Annotated in this window: 15 protein-coding genes and 1 pseudogene; 10 read left to right on the forward strand and 6 right to left on the reverse strand. The window is 44.1% G+C overall.

Translation table 11 applies throughout. The annotated features are described in order from the left end of the window. Nucleotides 1-167 precede the first annotated feature (167 nt). Complete coding sequence (locus KJS58_RS03820; RefSeq protein ID WP_213530592.1) at nucleotides 168-434, forward strand: hypothetical protein; 267 nt, start codon at nucleotides 168-170, stop codon at nucleotides 432-434. On the opposite strand, the gene KJS58_RS03825 is transcribed toward KJS58_RS03820, so the two are convergent. Next, nucleotides 415-2,736, reverse strand: coding sequence for an ATP-dependent DNA helicase (locus KJS58_RS03825; protein WP_213530593.1), 2,322 nt, complete (start codon nucleotides 2,734-2,736; stop codon nucleotides 415-417). The genes KJS58_RS03820 and KJS58_RS03825 overlap by 20 nt on opposite strands. A 427-nt stretch (nucleotides 2,737-3,163) precedes the next feature. Here KJS58_RS03825 and KJS58_RS03830 point away from each other — a divergent pair, with 427 nt between their 5' ends. The 4 genes from KJS58_RS03830 (at nucleotide 3,164) to KJS58_RS03845 (ending at nucleotide 7,892) form a co-directional block, all read left to right on the forward strand. Further along, nucleotides 3,164-3,652, forward strand: coding sequence for an antibiotic biosynthesis monooxygenase family protein (locus KJS58_RS03830; RefSeq protein WP_213530595.1), 489 nt, complete (start codon nucleotides 3,164-3,166; stop codon nucleotides 3,650-3,652). Nucleotides 3,653-4,464: 812 nt separating this feature from the next. Beyond that, the gene (locus tag KJS58_RS03835; RefSeq protein ID WP_249716918.1) at nucleotides 4,465-5,340 is read left to right on the forward strand and encodes an ABC transporter permease; all 876 of its coding nucleotides are present in this window, start codon (nucleotides 4,465-4,467) and stop codon (nucleotides 5,338-5,340) included. A gap of 15 nt (nucleotides 5,341-5,355) precedes the next feature. Beyond that, nucleotides 5,356-6,255, forward strand: coding sequence for a carbohydrate ABC transporter permease (locus KJS58_RS03840; protein ID WP_213530599.1), 900 nt, complete (start codon nucleotides 5,356-5,358; stop codon nucleotides 6,253-6,255). Between the two features lie 89 nt (nucleotides 6,256-6,344). Beyond that, nucleotides 6,345-7,892 (forward strand): extracellular solute-binding protein, encoded by a 1,548-nt coding sequence (locus KJS58_RS03845; RefSeq protein WP_213530601.1) that lies wholly within the window; start codon nucleotides 6,345-6,347, stop codon nucleotides 7,890-7,892. A 54-nt stretch (nucleotides 7,893-7,946) separates the two neighbouring features. Here the strand turns inward: KJS58_RS03845 and KJS58_RS03850 are convergent, their stop codons facing one another. Then, nucleotides 7,947-10,172: an AraC family transcriptional regulator gene (locus tag KJS58_RS03850; RefSeq protein WP_213530603.1), complete on the reverse strand. Its 2,226-nt coding sequence runs from the start codon at nucleotides 10,170-10,172 to the stop codon at nucleotides 7,947-7,949. Between the two features lie 291 nt (nucleotides 10,173-10,463). On the opposite strand from KJS58_RS03850, the gene KJS58_RS03855 reads away from it, so the two are divergent. Continuing rightward, on the forward strand, nucleotides 10,464-12,344 hold the full coding sequence (locus tag KJS58_RS03855) for an LTA synthase family protein (protein WP_213531047.1): 1,881 nt from the start codon (nucleotides 10,464-10,466) through the stop codon (nucleotides 12,342-12,344). Nucleotides 12,345-12,479: 135 nt separating this feature from the next. Here KJS58_RS03855 and cidR read toward each other — a convergent pair whose 3' ends face one another. Further along, complete coding sequence (gene cidR / locus KJS58_RS03860) at nucleotides 12,480-13,367, reverse strand: cidABC operon transcriptional activator CidR (RefSeq protein WP_213530605.1); 888 nt, start codon at nucleotides 13,365-13,367, stop codon at nucleotides 12,480-12,482. 161 nt (nucleotides 13,368-13,528) lie between these two features. Between cidR and KJS58_RS03865 the strand changes: the two are divergent. The 3 genes and pseudogenes from KJS58_RS03865 to KJS58_RS03875 all read left to right on the forward strand — a co-directional run. Beyond that, a pseudogene (locus KJS58_RS03865) lies at nucleotides 13,529-13,897 on the forward strand (CidA/LrgA family protein); the annotation flags it as partial. After that, entirely contained in the window at nucleotides 13,896-14,576 is a 681-nt protein-coding gene (locus tag KJS58_RS03870) for a CidB/LrgB family autolysis modulator (protein ID WP_213530609.1), read from the forward strand. The pseudogene KJS58_RS03865 and the gene KJS58_RS03870, both read left to right, overlap by 2 nt. Before the next feature lie 105 nt (nucleotides 14,577-14,681). Then, entirely contained in the window at nucleotides 14,682-15,218 is a 537-nt protein-coding gene (locus KJS58_RS03875; protein ID WP_213530611.1) for an AbrB/MazE/SpoVT family DNA-binding domain-containing protein, read from the forward strand. A gap of 138 nt (nucleotides 15,219-15,356) precedes the next feature. Here KJS58_RS03875 and KJS58_RS03880 read toward each other — a convergent pair whose 3' ends face one another. The 3 genes from KJS58_RS03880 to glpK form a co-directional block, all read right to left on the reverse strand. After that, nucleotides 15,357-16,355 (reverse strand): Gfo/Idh/MocA family protein, encoded by a 999-nt coding sequence (locus KJS58_RS03880; RefSeq protein ID WP_213530613.1) that lies wholly within the window; start codon nucleotides 16,353-16,355, stop codon nucleotides 15,357-15,359. A gap of 25 nt (nucleotides 16,356-16,380) precedes the next feature. Further along, entirely contained in the window at nucleotides 16,381-18,042 is a 1,662-nt protein-coding gene (locus tag KJS58_RS03885) for a glycerol-3-phosphate dehydrogenase/oxidase (RefSeq protein ID WP_213530615.1), read from the reverse strand. A 173-nt stretch (nucleotides 18,043-18,215) separates the two neighbouring features. Continuing rightward, a complete protein-coding gene (gene glpK / locus KJS58_RS03890; RefSeq protein ID WP_213530617.1) occupies nucleotides 18,216-19,709 on the reverse strand; it encodes a glycerol kinase GlpK in 1,494 nt (497 codons plus the stop codon). Nucleotides 19,710-20,066: 357 nt separating this feature from the next. On the opposite strand from glpK, the gene nagE reads away from it, so the two are divergent. After that, nucleotides 20,067-21,530: an N-acetylglucosamine-specific PTS transporter subunit IIBC gene (gene nagE, locus KJS58_RS03895; protein WP_213530619.1), complete on the forward strand. Its 1,464-nt coding sequence runs from the start codon at nucleotides 20,067-20,069 to the stop codon at nucleotides 21,528-21,530. Nucleotides 21,531-21,624: the final 94 nt, after the last annotated feature.

The following is a 21,624-nucleotide window of genomic DNA, read 5'->3' on the forward strand; positions in this document are numbered from 1 at the left end:
AGACCATTCCTTTCTTTGAGCCTGAACATCTCAATTCTATCGGAATGGTCTTAGTGGTCAAACCTTTGATTGTTCCACCCGCATAGCGGGTGGTTTTTTGTTTCGCGCGTTTCACGCACTCAACTGGCTAAAGCCATAACAAAAATACCCCTCCTCAGGAGGGGCCTTTGGATGATGTTATTATGAATGATCTGGAACAAGATCAATCCTACGCTCCTCATCCCATATCGAAAAAAGCAAACAAACTATTGTTTTACTCTGTTCTCGGTTTTGTATTCCTTTTCGTACTAGTTATGACTGGTGTTAATACAGGTTCGCTCGGCTTATTTGTTATTCATTTAATTGAGTGGATTACCCTGTATATCTTACCTTGGATTTTTCTCTATTATTTCATTCAGTTCGTCAGGGCTTTTGTCAAAGGGAAGCAGGGTTAACGAGCTCATATTCTCTCCACTCTTCAGGCAGTAAGGAGCGATAAGGTTCCTGGGTAAAGCGATCATCAATCAGCACGAGCACGCCTTCATCTTCTTCGGTTCGAATGAGCCGCCCGCCTGCCTGAAGCACTTTATTCATGCCTGGAAAAACATACGCATAGTTAAATCCATTACGCCCTGTTTTATTAAAATAATCCTTCAGCATGTTGTTCTCCATGCCAATCTGCGGCAATCCCGTTCCCACCACTATGACACCGTTCAGTCGATCCCCTGGCAAATCCACCCCTTCTGAGAACACGCCCCCAAGTACGGCAAAAGCAAGCCGGGTTCGCTCTGGATGCGGCTGAAAAGCTTGCAAGAAGGCATCCCGCTCCTCTTCGCTCATGAATGACTGCTGAATCACCGTATCGATCCCCTGGCCTTGCTCCTGAGTAAAGGCATCATATACTTCCTGCATGTACGCATAAGAAGGAAAAAAGACAAGCAGATTCGTACGCGGCCGCTCTTCTGCGACTTGCTGAATCAGCTTTGCGATGACCTGCTTCGAGCGCTCGCGGTCATTATAACGAACCGAGACAGGGACAAGCCTTACATCCAGCTGATCCTTGTTGAATGGTGAAGGAATGCTCAGCGTATAATCCTCTTCACCCGCACCCAGCATATCCCGGTAATAATTCATCGGTGACAGAGTCGCTGAGAAATGGATAATGGAGCGATAGCCTTTTCCTGCTTGCCGAAGCAGTTCGGAAGGATCGAGACAGAAGATTTTGATTTTGAAATCACTGCGAATAATCTCCGCATAGGTTAGATAACGTTCGTCATAGAACTTCGCCATCCGAATAAAGTTTTGTGCTGCGAAGTAGGTACTGAGCAGTTCTTCCTGTGCTTCTACACTCACCCTGGATGCTGCAGTTCCCGTTACCAGCTCAATTTCTGCTGTCTCCACAAACTTCTCCAGCTTTTGAATCAGTGCTTCAGGCAGTTCGGACTGGATGATTCGGCCATCTGCATTACAATTATTTTTAACGGCAAGCAAGAAGGAATTGACCTCTCCTGCTGCGCGAGATACACCTTCATTTGCCGTCTTATACTCGCTCTTAATTCCTAGAAAAACTGATTTCACAAGCTCTGCCGAGAACATGTTTCTGCCTCGATCCACTAAGTTATGTGCCTCATCGACAAGGACGGCTGTCTTTTTCTTCTGGTCTTCCATCAGCCGCTTCAGAGATACTCTCGGATCAAAAATATAGTTATAATCACAGACTACCGCATCAGCCGCATAGGCGATATCGAGAGAGTATTCAAACGGACATACCCGATGTTTACGTGCATACTGTTCAATCACAGGCCGCGTCATGATCGTCTCATTTGTCATAATATCGAGAACAGCTCCGTTAATCCGGTCATAATATCCTTCGCATAATGAGCACTTTCCTGCATCGCAAGCTTCCTCTTCTTTAAAACAAATCTTGTCTTTAGCAGTAATCGTTACGCTGCTCACATGAAGTCCCTGTGCCTGCATCCTAGCAAAAGCCTCTTCTGCCGTTGCTCTTGTCGTCGTCCGCGCAGTAAGGTAGAAAATTTTGCTGATATGTTTTGCTCCCATCGCTTTCACTGCCGGAAACAAGGTGGACATCGTCTTCCCGATTCCTGTAGGTGCCTTTGCCATGAGTCCCGCACCTTCTTGAATCGTTTTAAAAACGGCACCTGCAAATTTCCGCTGACCCGCCCGGTAATTCGGGAAAGGAAAGGGCAGCGCCTCAATCGAATGATTCCGCTCTTCCTCATGGATACGGAGCATGTCCGCATAGGGAGCATACGCTGCTACGATCTCGTGTGCGTATGCTTCCAGCTCTTCGAAGGTATAAGCTTCAAGCAATTTCCGCTGTTCTCCGCTGCCCGTACGTACATAGGTAAGCTGTACCTGCATGCGGGGCAAGTTCTGTGCTTTGGCATGCATATAAGCATACATTTTCCCCTGCGCCCAGTGGACTTGCAGTCCTTCTCCCAGGTCCGATAGCGGTGCTGCGGTTGATTTGATCTCATCAATCGTCCACTCTCCGTTTAGCTGGATGAGCCCATCACAGCGCCCTTCGATATGGAATAACAGCTCCTCATGCTGAATATCTGCGGTAAGAAATACTTCCTTCTGATCTGTTTCCGCATAGGTTTTCTGTATGCTCTGATGAATCCGGGTCCCTTCATGCATCGTAGCATTCGTCCTGAAACCGCTCGTAATGCTGCCGCTGCGGTAGACGTACTCTACCAGCGGTCTTACCGATATGGAAATATCGTAACTCATATTTTCACCCGCTCCTGGTCTTATTCATCTCTTCACTGTAACAGAACAGCATGCCAGAAACCAGTGAACAACAAGTTAGAAAGTATGTTTACAGCACTTCGTGAATTACATTATTTGTAATATAATAGATGAAATGAACACAAAGGAGACCCTTTATGCTTTTTATAATTATATTGTTAGGGATCGTTATCCTTATCCTTTTAGATATTAGAAGTAAATTACCTCAGAAACGAAACGTAGTAAAAAATGAAATTGATAAATCCAGACAAATACGAAAGAAACTCCGGGATGAACAGACAAGATATAATAAAAGAAATAACGATAAATAGCTAATCTATCTCTCATGTTTAGAAAGCGACCTGTTTATATGCTATATTTTGATGGTAATACATGTTATCTCATTATTAGTGCACAGGAGGTTGTTATTATGTATCTTTATATTTTCTCATCACCGATCACAGATGCACGCGAGGAACATCACTACGTCACGCTCCAAGGCGAAGAAGGTACACGTTACATTGTCGAAATGGATAATCCTATCGAGGGAGAAGCAGCGGTTCCCGGATATGAAGTCATTGATGCAAATGGTACGATCGCAGGCAGCAACTTCATCGTTATGAATAACATCCCTGTTACCGAAGAGGGACGAGAAGCGTTTGAAGCACGATTCATGAACCGCGCACGTAAAGTGGAAGGCGAATCTGGTTTTTCCGGCATCCGCGTACTTCGTCCACTGAACAGTGACACGTATGTCATTCTGACCGCATGGGTATCCAAAGAAAGTTTTGAAGCATGGCAGAAGTCTCAAGCCTATTCCCACGCACATGCTAAACGCGATACAAGCGAAGGTATTGCTGCACAAGCACCGTCAATCTTCACCCGCCCATCCTTTGTAACGATGTACACCGCAGAGTAATATAAAATAATGCAACCCGTCCACTTCCTGTTCTAGCCTGAACAGGGGGGGACGGTTTTTTGTGTACTCTTTTTTGTACTCTTTTTCTGTACTCTTTTTCTGTACTCTTTTTTTGCGTACTTTTTTTGTTTAATCCCTTTTTATGTATTCATATCTTACGTATTTATATGTTACCTATCCACATTTACTCTAATTTCACTTCGCCCGAATCCTTTTTTCTTATTCCTTAATTCATTTCCCTTGGACTCGTTGCTCATCTCAGGGAGCAACGATGTCCCTTACCGCCCCCCATCTAGGGGAAGGATGATTTTGCCCTGCACTTTCGGAACTACGCTAGCGTAACTCCAGGGAATAAGGAGATTATGAGATCGGCGCGACTTTGGCTTTGGCTGGACCTCTTCACCTTTCGAATCCACCCTGTCCAGACAAAACAAGCGGAGCAGAGAGCTCGAAATCACCGTTTCCCTCCTCCCCAACTTCTGCAATAACACCGTTTCCCTTTTCCGCCAACCCCTGAAACCACGTCACATCAACCTTCCCCACCACTTTTCTTCATAAAAGTATAAATCGTTCACACCCCCATTCCTTCGTTTGTTCACAAAGGACAAAAGGCTTCACTATACGTTTGGTAAACGCTTTCCTATACTGAATACCAGATAGTCCAGATCACAGAGAAAGGGTGAATGACTTTGGCAAAATCCGATCCTCAAGGAGAGGCGCTAATCCCGCTTAGGCCTCAAACCGTACCCGGATCAAAAGCGCGAACAGGACGGTTTCGTTCCTTTATAAAAGAAATTAGGAAGAACAAGATCATGTTTCTGATGCTGCTTCCTACCTTACTCTTCTTCTTTATCAACAACTACTTGCCCATGGTAGGGATCTACTATGCATTCACCAAATTCAGCTTTAACACAAGTTTATTCCAAGCCGAATTTGTGGGACTGCAGAACTTTAAGTTTCTGTGGCAATCCGGCACTCTCATGAAACTTACAATGAACACCATCGGTTACAATCTGGCTTTTATTGTACTGGGTAACGTACTTGCTATCGTCGTTGCCGTTCTACTAAACGAAATCAGAGGGGCCTTTTTTAAGAAAATAACCCAATCTGTTATGTTCCTGCCTTACTTTGTCTCCTTCGTTATCCTAAGTGTCATCGTCTACAACATGTTTAACTATGACAATGGGTTTCTGAATACCCTGCTTGTTCAGTTTGGATACGAGCCTGTTGATGTCTATAACAAACCGTATGTATGGATTTTTCTCATCATTATTTTTTATCTTTGGAAAAATCTCGGCTACAGCATGGTCATCTATCTCGCAACCATTACAGGGATCAGCGAAGAATATTATGAAGCCGCTAAAATTGACGGTGCGAATATTTTTCAACGGATCTGGAACATCACACTCCCTATGCTTAAACCTACCTTTGTTATTCTGCTTCTGTTTGCACTAGGCAGCATTATGAAGGGGCAGTTCGATTTGTTCTATCAGCTTGTTGGAAACAACGGCATTCTGTACAACACAACCGACATTCTCGATACGTATGTGTATCGTTCTCTAAAAGTCACGTTTGATATGGGAATGGCTTCGGCAGCCGGCGTATATCAGTCCATGTTTGGATTTGTGCTCGTCATGACGGTCAACACCATCATTCGTAAAATTAACGAAGACTACGCTTTATTCTAGAAGGGAGAAGAGAACATGAACACGAGCATCAAAGATGACCACTATACCCGGCTGCTACAAGTCATTGCCTACACGGTTGTAATCTTTACCTCAATCATCTGTCTGCTTCCCTTCCTGCTCATCATTTCTGCTTCACTGACAAGTAACGATTCCATCGTAAGAGATGGATTTAAGTTCATTCCCGGAGAGATCTCATTTGAAGGATACAAAGCGATCTTCATATTTCCGGAGGAGGTGCTGCGAGCATATGGGATTACCCTATTTACGACCGTAAGCGGTACGTTACTTGGACTTTTTTTGATGACAATGGCTGGTTATGTACTTGCCCGCAAAGATTTTAAATACCGTAACAGCTTCTCGTTCTATATCTATTTCACCACCCTGTTTGGGGGCGGGCTTGTTCCATGGTACATCATGATTACTAGATACTTGGGACTGCTGGATTCCGTCGCTGCTCTCATTCTGCCTGGGCTCATGACTCCTTTTCTTATTATCCTAATGAAAAATTTTATCCGTTCAGGTGTACCGGAAGAGTTATTTGAGTCTGCCAAAATGGATGGTGCAAATGATTTTACAATCTACTACCGAATTGCCCTAAAGCTCGCGATGCCCGGGATTGCCACCGTTGGACTTTTCCTTGCTTTACACTACTGGAACGACTGGTTCTCCTCTTCCCTGTTTATTAACTCGCCGCATAAATATCAGCTTCAGTACTATTTATACAATGTGATTAACTCCAGCGCCTTCTTGGCTAATATGGGAGCGGGCACCGGTGTTTCCCTCTCCGGCAACTTGCCGACGGAATCTATGAAAATGGCGATGGCCATCGTCGTTACAGGTCCCATCCTGCTGCTATATCCCTTTGTACAACGATACTTTGTAAAGGGACTCACCATTGGGGCGGTAAAAGGTTAAGACTGCAGGTTGAGCGAGAATGTCCGTTGCTTCTGCCGCAGCTAACATAGATTGTAGATACAAGAATAATTCTTAAAGGGAGGATTCACATGAAAAGAACAGTAAAACGCACTTGTTCCATCCTGCTTTCCACCGTTTTTCTATGTATCATCATCTTAACCGGCTGCAGCAACACAGGTCAGAACAGCGGGAACGCTCCCGTGACAGAAGACGGTAAGCTGGACACCTCTAAGAAAGTAGAGCTTCAGTTCTACATGCTGGGAGATGCTCCTAAAGATTTAGCTGTGATTGAAGCTGAGATTAACAAAATGGCTCAGGAAGACCTGAATACTACTGTTAAATTTAACTTTACTACCTGGACAGACTGGGATCAGAAATATAAACTGCTGCTCTCATCTGGTCAATCCATAGACCTCATCTTTACAGCAGAGTGGACACAGTATCAATCCTACGCAAAAGCAGGCGCCTTCCTGGCACTGGATGAGCTCCTTCCTGTTGCAGCTCCAGAACTTCATAAGTTTGTTCCAGAAGACATGTGGAATGCAGTGAAGATTGACGATAGCATTTATACAATTCCGGCTACCTATAAAGAATACGTAAATAATGGTTTTGTCTATCGTGAAGATTTGCGTAAAAAATATGATCTGCCTAAGCCGGTCGATCTCGAAACCTTTGAAGCGTACATGGACGGCATCAAGAAAAATGAGCCGGGTATGATGCCGGTTTCCCTAAACAGTGATGTGATCGGCAACCTTCATGACCGGTATACGGAAATCAGCAGCTTTGCAGGCCCTACCAAATACGGAGTCGGAGTGAAATATGACAATCCGAAGGAGCCTTTTATTTTCTGGGGTTCTGAGGAACACAAGGCTGAACTTGAAATGTTGAAGCGCTGGGCTGATAAGGGATTCATTCCTAAAAACGTACTCAACATCAAAGATACCCTTCAAAGCCAAATTACGTCCGGTAAATCGGCTGCCATCTTTGGCGATAATCCTACCCGCTTCAACGATGCGGTGATTAAAATAAAAGCTTCTCAACCCGATTGGGAGCTCGCTTATACTCCTTTTGCAGAGAAAACAGGATACTCTACACCGGTGCATCCGATTCACAACGGATTTGCTGTACCAAAGAACAGCAAAAATGCAGAACGCGCTCTTGCCTTTTATGAAAAGCTTGTCACAGACAAAAGATATAATCTCTTTACTCAATACGGAATCGAAGGCAAGAACTATGAAGTTGACGCCAATGGATATTACAAATTGATTGGAGATGCGCAGTCTAACGGCTTCCCTCGTGAAGGCATGAATGGCTGGGCTTGGCGTAATCCTGAGTTCATGTTGTTTGATGAAGGATACGATGGTGTGAAAGCGATCTTCGCAGAGCTGGATAAAGTGCAGAAACCGGATATATTCACCGGATTTGCTGAAGACTACACTTCCTACCAAGCCGAAAAAGCAGCACTTGAGCAGGTAGAAAAACAGTATCTTTATCCGTTACTTGCTGGACTTGTCACTAATATTGATGAAGGTATAGATACTTTCCTCGCTAAAGCCAAACAGGCTGGGCTTGAAAAGGTGCAAACCGAGTATACCAAACAGTGGAATGCGTACGTAGAAGAACAAGGAATTCAGTAAAACGTTGCAGGCAAATAAGAAGCGGCCAGACTTTAGTCTGGCCGCTTCTTATTTTTAGGCATCGACTTGCCGGGAGCGCCTGTAATCAGTTGGCGTGATACTGTAGAATCGCTTAAACATCCTGTGAAAGTAGGAACTGCTTGTAAAACCTACTTTTTCGGCAATATTCCCTATTGAATCATCTGTCTCCATTAGCAGCTGACAGGCATTTTTAATCCGTTCTTCATTGATTGCATCTACAACGGTTTTTAAATGGTGCTGTTTATAGATCCGCCCGAGATAGACAGGAGACATCTGCAGTTCTTCCGCAATCTGTTGTAAAGAAAGCGCAGGATCAATATAACGGTGCTCAATCATCTCATTCATTCGTTTCATTAAGCCAAGTTGTTTATCACTGCGTTTATCCTGTAGTTTCAACTGAACTTCATCAAGGCGCTGATGATAATCACCAATGCATTCAGCTAAGGATTCATAGTGGTGTAGAGAAGGGATTTCTTCGAAAGATAGCGTAAAACCGTTCCGTTTTTGGATGTTATCCAGAACACTGCTCGTCGTTAACGATAAACGGGAGTAAGCAAGCTCTACCGCCTGATAAGGATAGGACTCAGTAGCAAGCAACATATCTGCAAATACATGTTTGGCATCTTCTATCTTCCCTTCCATCAGCAGTTCTACATATTTGTTTTCCTTATCTGCTGGATAGATATAGGAGTAACTTTGATAAGCTGCGATGGTATCTCCGCATATTACGCTTTTTTCCCCATAAAAAAAACGATACTTCATGGCTTCTTTGGTATGTTTATGGTATTCCCGAAGCTGTTCAGGCCGATCTGCTGCTGAGCTGTAAACAGCGGATAAGCTGATTTTTAAATATTCCTCAGAAGCCTCCTGGATTTGCCTTATAACGGATTCCATGAGTTCATTCTCGGAAAGGATGCTTCCCTCAGTCCGGTTCATGAATAGAAGTACACTATCCTCATCCATATCAACGGTCTCTACTCGAAACGCTTGTGAGCAGACTTCTGAGGCAATATTCATCATTGCAAATTTATAGGGTAGTATTGATGCCCCACGCTCCTGCATCAGTATTCCAAAACGATCAATAGACAACAGCACAACATAATATGGTTCAGTTAGACTTACCGTGATCCCGAGTTCTTTATATTGTCCGGCAAGCCTTGGATTCCAGCCCCCTTTGGCTCTGACCATGTTACGAAGTGTATTCTGTTTCACCGTAAACATCCCATTACGTTTCTCAACTTCAAGCGAGTGATTCTGAGACAGGACCTGCCTAAAGGGTACATACAATCTCCGAGACAGAAGAAAAGACATAAAAAGTCCGATACCCAATACTAGGGCAGCAAGCATAATGGTCATATTTCTAATCTTCGATGTATGTGATGTAATACTTGTATAAGGTGTAACCTGCACATACTGCCAGTCGAGCGCATCAGGAGAACTATAGGAAAGAAGTGATTTTTCACCTAAAAAATCATCAACAAAATAACCGGATTCAACTTTTGAAATTTGCTGTTGGACCGTTCTAGCACTTTGTTCATCCATTTCAAGTTCATCCAAAGTATCGACATGAAGTGTCCTCCCCCGGTCATCCACGATGAAAGAGAATCCGCTAGTGGTAGCGTTTCCAATAATAGAATTGTTAATCCAGCTAGAGGATAGATTTACGACTACCGCAGAATTGAGACCCCGGCTGCGTCCGATTGCATCAAAGCAAAGAAAGGAATAGACAGAGATTTGCTCCCCGTCACTGCTGAGATATTTACGGGGGATTGGAGTAAACGGTTTGTAGTCCTCAACATTTTGCAGGATTTCTACAATTCCTGTATCAACGACCTCTTCTTGGTTGTAGATTCCATTCTGTTCTCGGTTGGATGCAATATAGAACGTTCTGTTGCTTTGGTTATTTACATAGATTGATTCAATATACGGCATCGTTCGCAAGTAATTATTTAGTTCAAGCATGGCTGCAGTCTCGTCGTATATTCCGGGTTCGTTATAGAACATCAGCTTTGATATCGTGGAATTACGATAGATTTGATAGGACAAGGCTTCCGCAGTTTCTGTCATATTCGTAACTACACTGCTTGTGCTCTCCAGACTAGTGAGATCATTTTGAAATGCCTGGTTTTTTAGAAACTGGTTATAGTAGAGATAATAAACGATTGTGGATGCGATCATCGTGAACGCCACACATAATGTAATGTACAGCAATAACCGGCTGTACAGCTTCTGGTTTGAATGCATAACATTGCGTATCATCCACAGTCCCTCCTTATGCTCCTCAGGTAATCGATATCCATTAAGTGTTATTTTATATTATATATGTCAGATTTGCTTGCAATAATGAATAGATTGTCTTTTGACAACCCCTAGCATGCATAGGATAATATTTCTTATAAATGTGGAGATAGCATATATTCTAAAATAAGATATAATAAAACCATTATTTTACATTATAGCTTGTCACATGGAAGTAAAGGAGGGAACCTGTTGGAACGCCCAATATGGAGCAGATTGATTACGAAGCCATTTGTATTCTTCACCTTAATTATGATTATAAAAAGCTACCTGACTTGGTATGCCATCTTTGACAACATTCCTTTCTGGCAACCTTTACTCACCGAGGTTCCTTTTGTATGGCTTATTTTTTGTTTTATTGAACGCTTTTCTCATAAACGTAAAATCGGCTATTACATGATTGCCAATCTGGTCATTACCATCGTTTTCTTTGCTGCCATTATGTACTACAAATATTATGGGGTCATCGTTACATATCATGCACTAGCTCAAGTAAATCAAGTTACTTCCGTCAACAGCAGTGTTTTCTCTCTGCTTGCACCCTATTATCTGCTGATCTTTGTTGATGTTATTGTGCTTAGTGTTTATTATATTCAGCGCAGGATTAGGCAAAAGAAACAGGGTTCTAGATCAAATATAACCTTGCCTCGTATAGGTAAGCGGACGGCTGTCGTTATCTTTGCTTTTTCTGCGCTATTGACCATCTATAACATTTGGCCAAACCGTGCCAGTATGAATGAGCTGAATCAAGCCGAATCGATGGGAATACTTAATTACGAGGCTTATATGATTGCCGCAGATAAACCTAGTGATCCCGTACCTTCTGACCAGATTACACAGGATAAAATTAATGAACTAAAAGGTTTCTCCGCCGATCAGCCTGCGATTTCTACTTATTGGGACGCAGCCAAAGGACGGAATGTCATCATTATTCAAATGGAGTCGTTCCAGAATTTCTTGATTGGACTTCATATCGACGGTATAGAAATCACACCGAATCTAAATGCACTTGCAAAAGAAAGCCTGTATTTTTCAAACTTCTATCAGCAAGTAGGTCAAGGAAATACATCGGATGCAGAGTTTGTCGTGAACTCTTCGTATTACATTCCAGCAAGAGGTGCTGCTTCCCAGGTATATGCTGATTATGAGGTGCCTAGTTTAGCCAAACTACTGGATAAGTACGGATATAATACAACCACTTTTCATACCAACAAGGTAGAGTTCTGGAACCGTAAAGAGATGTATGCTGCACTCGGCTTCGGAAAATATTACGATATGGACTTTTTCGGTAATGAAGACGCAATTGCGTTTTCCGCCTCTGATGAAGTGCTGTATAAGAAAACTTCTGAAGAGCTGAAGTCGCTTCAGGACACGGATAAACCTTTTTATTCTCAGGTCATATCCATGTCTGCACATCATCCATATCATCTGCCCGAAAGCAAATATAAAATGGAGCTTCCAGCGCGATATGAAAATACGCTCGTAGGTGATTATATAAGAGCCCAGAACTATGCTGATTATGAACTTGGTATTTTCATTGAGCAGCTGAAAGATAACGGGGTATGGGATAAGAGCCTCATTGTTCTATATGGAGACCATCTCGGACTCCCTCTCTATTCACTTGAGGAAGATGATCGGGTTCTGATGAAAGAAATTTTTGGACGTGATTATACTCGCGCGGATATGATGAACATCCCGCTTATTATCACTGCACCAGGTGCCATTGACGGGGCTCGTATTGATCAACTTGGAGGTCAATCCGATATTGTGCCTACCGTCGCAAGCTTACTTGGCATATCCATGGACGAATATATTCATTTCGGTCAGGATTTGCTGACAGGTCATTCTAACCTTCTTCCAGAGCGTTATTACCTTCCTTCTGGATCGCTGATTACCGAAGAAGGCATGTTTATTCCAGGCAGCGGTTATGAAGACGGTACACGGTATCCGCTTCCCTTAATTGAAGAGACAGCCGATCCTTCGTTTGTATCTTCTCTGAATCCACCGCCGGATGCGCTGAAGGAAGCAAGCAAGAACATAAACAAGGGAACGGTCAGCAAAGACAAATACGATCGTGCGCTTGAGCTGCTTCACCTTTCAGACAGCTATGTAACCCAGTTACCGAAGCGATAAATCATCATTCTTCTTAGCAAAATAGCAAATACGAAAAACCCTCTGTACTTGTATAGAGGGTTTTTCGTATTTATAACCTTTGTATACCACTAGAGCCACTAGTGCCACTATTGTATCTAGCAAAGGGTATCATCGTTAGCTTTTTTGTTTCAGCATAGACTCGGTGAATGCGATCCATTCTCTTACCGCGAAGGATTGATAACGATCTTTACGCCAAACCATGCCAAGTTCCCAAGGGATACGTTCGTGAAGCGGCAAAATACATACTTCCTCCACATCCAGTTCCCTGCAAATTGTCTCCGGCATAAGCGCCACACCAAGCCCCGCTGCCACCATATTACTGATCAGATCCCACTGGGCACTTTCATAGATAATACGAGGCTGGTAGCCTGCTTTTTGACAAGCACCAATAATGCGGTCATGCAAAGTAAAGTCTTCACGGAAGAGAATAAATGCATCTTCCCGAAATGCTGATAAACGAATCTCTTCTTCACCAGAAAGCGGATGTGTAGGGTGAAGTACGACTTTAAGTGATTCTGTAACAAATACATATCCATCTAGTAGTGAGTCATCGGCTGGCAAGACAGTAACACCAATATCAAGTGCACCGGATACCACGTCTTTCTCTACTTTTTTCCCGCCATCCTCAAACAGCTGAATGGTGATATTCGGATACTGTTTGTAGAACTCCCCAATGACCTTAGGGAAGAAGCTCGCACCAATCATTGGCGGAAGCCCAATCCGGATATGACCCTTTTTTAGATTCATTAAATCATCGAGTTCTGAGGACAAGTTATGAAAAGAATTCACAATCTCTTGAGCCTGCCTTGCAAAAACCTCTCCTGCATCTGTAAGCTCGACTTTCTTCCCGTACCGATCAAGTAGAGTCACCCCTAATTCTTCTTCCAAATTCTTAACCGTCTTACTAATCGAAGGTTGGGTTATATACAGGGCCTGAGCTGCTTTAGTAAAGCTCTTTTGCCGCGCTACTTCCAAAAAATAATTCAGATGCCTAATGTCCATAAGTGAACTCCTTCCCTACTATAGAAAAAAGGAATAGTAGAAATGCTTAATATGCATTTTACTCATGAAAGAATTTAATGTAAAATTTTCAGTAACAAAACATTCCAATTTCAAAGTGTTTTATTATCTATATAGCTTTGTTTTTTAAGGAGGTCCATCACATGAAACAAACAGGAAAGATCGTATTTCAGGTCCTGATCCTGCTCTTGTTCGCACTGCTTATGAACGGGATGGCGAATCTCCTGCACCTGCCTATTCCTGGATCGATTCTTGGTATGGTGGTTCTGTTCATCCTTCTGCAGACCCGCATCATTAAACTCAGTTGGATTGATGCCGGTGCAAGCTGGCTGCTCGCAGAGCTTCTATTGTTTTTTATCCCCTCCGCTGTTGGGGTTATGAATTATTTCGAAATGATGAAGCAAGATGGTTTAAGCATTCTGCTCGTCATTCTGATCAGTACATTTCTTGTTATGGCTGTATCGGGGCTTATTGCTTCAATCATGACAAAAAGAAAGGAGAAAAAACAAAATGACCGCATTGCTCTGTCTCGTCTTCACTCTAGCCATCTACCTGCTAGCCAAAAAAATGTATAAAAAGATGCCTAAAGTGTACTTATCTCCACTCATTATTGTGCCTGTGGTCATTATTGTTGCTCTTCTGACGACGGATACATCTTATAACTCATATAACAAAGGCGGGAGTATACTGACTCTGCTCTTGCAGCCCGCAACCGTTGCATTTGCAATTCCGCTTTATAAATATTTGAAAGAACTCAAGCAATACTGGCGTGAAATTGTGACCGGTGTATCGCTCGGTTCTGTGGTCGCCATCACTTCCTCTGTTCTTGTTGCCAAGGGACTACATCTTGATCCAGGCCTTGAATCAAGCTTGCTGCCACACTCGATTACGACACCGATTGCGATGAACGTAGCTACCATGATTGGAGGCGTGCCTCAGATCACTGCCGTCTTCGTCGTTATGACAGGACTTATGGGACTTTTAATTGGACCTTATACCCTAAAATTGTTGAAAATTGACGGGGAAATCGCCCGTGGAATTCTTTATGGTACAAGTGCGCATGGTACCGGGACTTCCAAAGCATTCGAATTCAGCCCCCTTACCGGGACGATATCCAGCATATCCATGGTGCTCTCCGCTATCATCACTCTAGCAATATCCCCTGTCATATCGATGTTTTTGTTCTCTTAATACACCTTCTATCCCTTTTTTTTCAAAAAAGTTATTGTATTGCAGGACACTTCTACCTTAAAATGAAAGAACGATAACATCGCTGATTAGCGGGGGAGATTACCCATGAAGAGAACCGGTATGAAAAGAGCGCTCGACCGCCTTGGCCGCATTGTCCTACCAAAAGAGATGCGTGATACCATGGAGATTGATATCGGCGACCCGCTTGAGTTCTTTATTGAAGGTAAGGAGCTAATCCTTCGTAAATACAAATCTACGTTATGCATTTTTTGCGGAAATGTAGATACTGAAATGTATTTCAAGGAGCAGTTTATCTGCAAGAATTGTGCTAAAGAGTTAAAAATCGCGGAAAACCTAATCGATATTTCAGCAGGCGAACGACAAGAAAAGACACTTTCTGAGCATGAACGACGTGCAACCTACTTTATTAAGCCAGAATTGTCAGCAAAACCTAACGTACATAGACATCCGTTCGCCACCAACTCCGACGAATTTGCCCGTGATGTAAGACCGAAGACAGCGCAAATGCTGCGTAAGATGAAAGAAATACTAGATACGCATCCCGGTATCTCTCAGAATCAAATCGCTGAGAAACTAGGGATCAGCCAAGGGCGTGTATCTCAGCTCAAGAAACTTCTTTAGTAAACGGTATCATGTAGGAATATCAGATTTTAAAGTAGCAGTTACATGACAAAAGGTATACAAAGTGGACAAGCCCCTCTTCATCAAGAAGAGGGGCTTGTTTCTTGTATTTATCTATGAAGCAGAACCCAGAATCACTTATACCGATTCATTATTTGTCGGCTCTGAAATAAACAGCCGATCTCCATACCTAGCAGACTGTAATGCAGCTACAGTAACTGCCTGTGTACGGAGTGCATCTTGGTAATCTGATCGAATGAAGCTGCGATCTCCTGTCCGAAGAGCATGCAGAAAGGCTTCATTTTCACTCTGATAAGGATTATTCTCACCCGCTATGGTTTGCTTCCCGTCAGAAGTTGAAATGGCCAGCTGTTCAGGATTCCACTCCCATACGCCCTCCGCTGTATAGAAAGTAAGACCGGATCGTCCCGCTACTCCATCAGGTAGAATACAGGTGTTCATAATATTGGCTACTGCTCCATTTCGCATCTTTAAGTTTACAGTCCCTACATCTGGAACCGTAACTCCTTCATGGAGCTTGTGCATGCTGCGCCCTGCATACATCGCCTGTACCTCTGACACTTCGCCTGCTACATAACGGAGTAAGTCGACAATATGCGTGGTCTGTTCAATAAATTGCCCGCCAGAGCCTTCTAGATCACGCCACCAAGCTACGCCTGGCATCCCTCCATTCCAGCAGCCGCTGGCCATCCCGATCGTTTGTCCCGCTAATGCCTGTTTGAGCTTTTCTGCATGCTCCTGATAGCGAAAATGATACCCTACAGCCGTCAGCAGTCCTTTCTCACGAATCGCAGCTTCAATTTGCATCGGCAGCTCAAGATCAATTGCCAGCGGCTTCTCTACAAAGAAGGGGATGCCCCGTTCGATTAATGCAAACTCTATCTCTCCATGCGCCATCGGCGGAACACAGATATAAACAGCATCCAGCTTTTCCTGTTCAAGCATGGTATGAAGATCTTCATAAGGATTTGCCTCATATTTTACAGCCATCGTCTGCGCCTTTTCGAGACTCGTACCAAGAATCGCTTGTATCTTCACATCTTCTGTCTCATGAAGCAGATCCGCATGTACTTTACTAAACCACCCCGTACCAATAATTCCGATGTGTAACATCATTTCATCATCTCCCTATATATCTAATCTAGACCCGCTGCGGCTTTGCTTCTTGGATCAGTTGTTCAAGCTCCTGGCTATACATATCTTGTTCCATGTCCGTCCAATCATTTGCCTCAGACATATAGGCAATGACGGCGGATTTATACTGCTCCACTTGCTGAATTCGAAAAAATAAGTTGCCCGTACGCCGTACGAAAAAGTCTGCTGGTGTTACCGCCATCTCTTCTTCCATCGCATACTGAAGCTGGGTGAGTAATGGAGCAGGCAGATCATAATCCTGCACCTCTTGCTCTAACCGCTCTGCGATCTGATACAGCCGCTCCGTATTGGAACCATACATCGTAACTAGAGAGGATGCTTCTTCCCGTGTAAATCCATACCGCTGTCCTTCATTTGTCATTTGTTCCACAAAAGCAGGATACCCGCCGCTTCCACCAACATGCCCTCCTGAAATCGGCATTTGTTTTGTCTGACAAGAACGAAACCCGCGCTCACTCGTCTCATGGAGTAACTTTGCAACTAAATCTACGACCGTCTCAGCCATCTTTCGATAACCGGTTAATTTGCCGCCAGCAATCGTGATCAGTCCTGTTTCCGACTGCCAGATTTCATCTTTTCGTGAAATTTCAGAGGCGCTTTTTCCTTCTTCATAAATAAGAGGACGGATCCCTGCCCAGCTCGATTCCACATCATCGCAAGTAATCCCAGCACCCGGGAACATAAGCTGGATCGCCTTCATGACATAATCCAGATCTTCGGGTTCGACCTGTGGATGAGCCAGATCTTCCTGATAGACCGTGTCAGTTGTACCCACATATGCTTTGCCCTCTCTTGGAATCGCAAAAAGCATACGGCCATCCGGCGTATCAAAATAAACAGCCTGCCTTAGTGGAAAGCGGCTCTGATCAATGACTAGATGCACACCTTTCGTGTGCTGCAGCACTTTTCCTTTTTTGGAACGATCCAGCTCCCGAAGTTCATCTACCCATGGACCGGCTGCATTCACCACTTTCGCTGCTCGAACCGTGAATTCCTTTCCTGATACCAGATCTCGCACGATTGCACCTTTGATTTGCTGATCTTCATAGAGAAACTGATTTGCTTTTACGTAATTTACTGCATGGGCTCCCTGCTTAACTGCTTCTTTCATCACTTCAATGGTAAGTCTTGCATCATCCGTCCGGTACTCCACATAGTAACCCCCGCCTGACAGGTCATGATCATTCAGCAGGGGTTCTTTTTGCAGCGTCTGTTCTTTACTCAGCATCACTCTGCGCTCATTCTTTTTCACTCCAGCTAGAAAATCATACACTCGAAGTCCGAACCCGGTCATGAATTTGCCATACGTTCCTCCCTTATAAAACGGAAGCAGCATCCACTCGGGTGTCGTAACGTGCGGGCCATTCTCATATACAATCGCTCGCTCTTTACCGACCTCGGCTACGACATCAACCTGAAATTGTTTAAGATACCTTAGACCGCCATGCACAAGCTTCGTAGAGCGGCTGGACGTCCCAGCGGCGTAATCCTGCATTTCCACTAGAGCCACTTTCATCCCACGGGATGAAGCATCGAGAGCGATCCCTGCGCCTGTAATTCCTCCGCCGATAATGAGTAAATCATATGTATTCTTCTCCATCGTTTGGGTCATTTCGAGTCTCGATATCCCTGAAAAACCTGCCTTCATATGAGAAAACCTCCGCCCCCATCATTTCTTTAACCTATGTAAAAAAGACTGCAAAATAGCACACGGGATATTCCCCAAGTGGATTTGCAGTCTCTCCTTCTCTTCCAGACCTTTATTTACTTTTACCTGTATCTTACCACGCAGCTGAATGATTGACACAGATTCTACCATTTTTATATTTTAAAAGCCATGGCAGCATGTACTGCTCTTTGCCAGCCGCTATATAATCGTTCTCGCTCTTCTTCCTTCATAACCGGTTCGAAAATTCGCTCTGAAGCCCACTGCGCACTAATCTCTTCACAGCTGCTCCAAAAACCAACTGCAAGACCCGCTAAGTAAGCTGCTCCGAGGGCCGTCGTCTCACCAATGATCGGTCTTTCTACCGGACAGCCCAAAATGTCACTCTGAAATTGCATCAGCAGGTTGTTTCTTACCGCACCGCCATCAACTCGCATCCTTGCCAGCCCATTGCCTGAATCCTGCTGCATCGCTGTTAGTACATCCCTGGTCTGATAAGCAAGCGACTCCAAGGTAGCACGAATGAAATGCTCTTTGGTTGTTCCCCGGGTCAGGCCAAACATCGCTCCCCGCACATCACTGTCCCAATACGGGCTTCCGAGGCCTACAAACGCAGGAACAAGGTATACGCCATCCGTAGATTCTACCCGGGAAGCATACAGCTCACTGTCTTTAGAATCTCGGATCATACGCAGTCCATCCCGCAGCCACTGTACAGCAGATCCGGCGATAAAAATACTGCCTTCCAGTGCATATTCCACCTTACCCCCAACGCCCCAAGCAATGGTCGTAATCAGCCCATGTTTTGAACGGATCGCGGTCTCACCGGTATTCATCAGCATGAAGCAGCCTGTACCGTATGTATTCTTAATATCTCCCTCTCGGTAACAAGCTTGACCGAATAAAGCAGCCTGCTGGTCGCCTGCGGCTCCTGCGATAGGAATCTCAGCACCGAAGAAATGATAAGGTACAGTATACGCATAGATTTCAGATGAACCTTTGACCTCAGGCAGCATTGCAGCAGGGATTTGCAGTAGATCCAAAATCTCTTGATCCCATTTCAGTTCATGAATGTTGTACATCATCGTACGAGAAGCATTTGAATAATCGGTGACATGCACCTTTCCGCCTGACAAATTCCAGATCAGCCAGCTGTCAATCGTTCCAAAGAGTAACTCGCCTTTTTCCGCCCTTTCCCGCGCTCCCTCTACATGATCCAAAATCCATTTCACTTTTGTCGCAGAGAAATAAGGATCGATAAGAAGCCCTGTTTTCTCACGGATTAGATCCTCTAATCCATCCTCTTTCATCTTCGAGCAAATATCTGCCGTCTGTCTGGACTGCCAAACAATCGCATTATAAATGGGATGTCCTGTATCCTTCTCCCATACCACTGTAGTCTCCCGCTGATTCGTAATACCGATGCCGGCAATCTGTGCAGCGTTTACCCCTGACTCAGCTAAACAATTCGCAATGACAGCTAGGATCGAACTCCAAATTTCACTCGCGTTATGTTCCACCCACCCGGGCTTCGGAAAATACTGCGTAAACTCGCGCTGAGCACTATAGACGATATCACCTTTTTTATTGAATAAAATAGCTCTTGAACTTGTTGTCCCCTGATCCAAAGACATGATATATTGCTCCATTGTTTACCTCCTTACGGTTTACTTACGGTGTACTCTTTTCTATTTATATTAGCGTTCAACTCAATTAGGTTAACCATCTATGAGTTAAAAATCTTATCCCTTCCGTTCTTACTATGATTGAAGGCATAATACCTGGTAATACTTCAATATAGTCAGGTATGGTTCTCTATCATCCTGTAATCCTTATCTAATTAGAGAAATATGTTCTTGTCAAATTGACTAGTCGGCAGAGAAAGCAAGTGCCTTTTTTATGTATAGTTAATCTATATGCTGGCTTTGCGGAAGTCAACATGGGGCAGCAAAAGGATGCCGCAGAAGCTAGTCTTTTCATCACAATATAAGGAGCGAATGATACTCATGCTGAAAGCTCTACAAAGACTCGGCAAGTCGTTAATGCTGCCGGTTGCTACACTTCCCGCTGCCGGGATTTTGCAAGGCTTCGCACTCATTGACTATCAAAAAGACATACCGCTCGGAGCTGTCGGCGGATTTATCAACCAGTACATCACTCCTTTTCTGAGTGCGGGTGCTGGAACGATCTTTAGCAATCTTGCGATTATATTTGCTGTGGGTGTCGCCATTGGTTTGGCTGGGGATGCTGTCGCTGCCCTGTCTGCGGTTATCTCGTATTTGATTCTTGTAAAGGTTATGGAACAGGTTCCGCTTGTTTTTGACTATATACCGGACGATGTGAAGCTGGATACTGGGGTGCTTGGCGGTTTTATTACAGGGATTCTATCTGCCTATCTCTATAGGCGTTTTCACAACATGAAGCTGCCGGAGTGGCTCGGCTTTTTTTCTGGGAAGCGTTTTGTTCCCATCATTACATCGATTACTACGATTATTCTGGCTGCTTTGCTTGGTATGATCTGGAGTCCTATACAAGACGCCATTGCTTTCTTTGGTAATTGGGTCGTCGGTCTCGGAGGAACAGGTGCCTTTATTTTTGGTGCAGCAAACCGCCTGCTTGTGCCGGTCGGCCTTCATCATGTACTGAACTCTATTGCTTGGTTCCAGATTGGTGACTTTACGAATGCAGCAGGTGAAGTGGTTCACGGGGACCTAACGCGTTATTTTGCAGGAGACAAGACAGCTGGCGTCTTCATGTCCGGATTTTTCCCAATTATGATGTTTGCCATGCCGGCAGCTGCCCTTGCGCTTATACATACCGCCAGACCTGAGAAACGTAAAATGGTTAGTGCCATCTTTATTGGTTCAGCGCTGGCTTCTTTCCTTACTGGGATTACAGAGCCGCTGGAGTTTTCTTTTATGTTCCTTGCCCCTGTTCTTTATGTCATTCATGCGCTGCTTACCGGCTTGTCCGGACTCGTTATGTACTTGCTTGATGTTAAGCTTGGGTTTGCTTTCTCGGCGGGTCTGATTGATTACCTGCTGAATATCAAGTTATCGACTAACCCTTTTCTGCTCCTTCCCGTTGGTCTCGCCTTTGGCGTTATATATTACTTCCTGTTCCGCTATGTTATCGTCAAATTCAATCTAAGAACACCAGGACGCGAAGATAGTGATGCAGAGGTGCTAGAGACAGCAGCAGAACCCGAAGTACCTGCCATGAAATCAACACTAGAGGAGATCAAAGCAGAAAGAGTGCTCCGAGCCATTGGCGGCACGGATAACATTGAAAGTATTGATGCTTGTATTACCCGCCTGCGTCTCGTGGTACGAGATGAGAATATTGTGAATGATATTGAACTAAAAAGAGCAGGTGCGGCGGGTGTTATGCGGCTTGGTCATGGTGCTGTTCAGATTATTTTTGGTACTTCTTCTGAAGCACTAAAAGATGAAATCAAGAAAAAAATGTAATACAAAAATCAAGTGAGAAGCCCGGCGCTTACAGCGGCAGGCTTTTTTTATTTATTTTACTTAGCTGTCGTTCTTTCTCTGTTTATAGTCATAA

Source organism: Paenibacillus sp. J45TS6 (assembly GCF_018403285.1).
Classification (GTDB): Bacteria; Bacillota; Bacilli; order Paenibacillales; family Paenibacillaceae; genus Paenibacillus.

Coding starts and splice junctions, on each gene's coding strand:
- KJS58_RS03825 (WP_213530593.1), bottom strand. CDS start 2,736: ATGAGTTACGATATTTCCATATCGGTAAGACCGCTGGTAGAGTACGTC.
- KJS58_RS03830 (WP_213530595.1), top strand. CDS start 3,164: ATGTATCTTTATATTTTCTCATCACCGATCACAGATGCACGCGAGGAA.
- KJS58_RS03835 (WP_249716918.1), top strand. CDS start 4,465: ATGTTTCTGATGCTGCTTCCTACCTTACTCTTCTTCTTTATCAACAAC.
- KJS58_RS03840 (WP_213530599.1), top strand. CDS start 5,356: ATGAACACGAGCATCAAAGATGACCACTATACCCGGCTGCTACAAGTC.
- KJS58_RS03845 (WP_213530601.1), top strand. CDS start 6,345: ATGAAAAGAACAGTAAAACGCACTTGTTCCATCCTGCTTTCCACCGTT.
- KJS58_RS03850 (WP_213530603.1), bottom strand. CDS start 10,172: ATGATACGCAATGTTATGCATTCAAACCAGAAGCTGTACAGCCGGTTA.
- KJS58_RS03855 (WP_213531047.1), top strand. CDS start 10,464: ATGATTATAAAAAGCTACCTGACTTGGTATGCCATCTTTGACAACATT.
- cidR (WP_213530605.1), bottom strand. CDS start 13,367: ATGGACATTAGGCATCTGAATTATTTTTTGGAAGTAGCGCGGCAAAAG.
- KJS58_RS03870 (WP_213530609.1), top strand. CDS start 13,896: ATGACCGCATTGCTCTGTCTCGTCTTCACTCTAGCCATCTACCTGCTA.
- KJS58_RS03875 (WP_213530611.1), top strand. CDS start 14,682: ATGAAGAGAACCGGTATGAAAAGAGCGCTCGACCGCCTTGGCCGCATT.
- KJS58_RS03880 (WP_213530613.1), bottom strand. CDS start 16,355: ATGATGTTACACATCGGAATTATTGGTACGGGGTGGTTTAGTAAAGTA.
- KJS58_RS03885 (WP_213530615.1), bottom strand. CDS start 18,042: ATGAAGGCAGGTTTTTCAGGGATATCGAGACTCGAAATGACCCAAACG.
- glpK (WP_213530617.1), bottom strand. CDS start 19,709: ATGGAGCAATATATCATGTCTTTGGATCAGGGGACAACAAGTTCAAGA.
- nagE (WP_213530619.1), top strand. CDS start 20,067: ATGCTGAAAGCTCTACAAAGACTCGGCAAGTCGTTAATGCTGCCGGTT.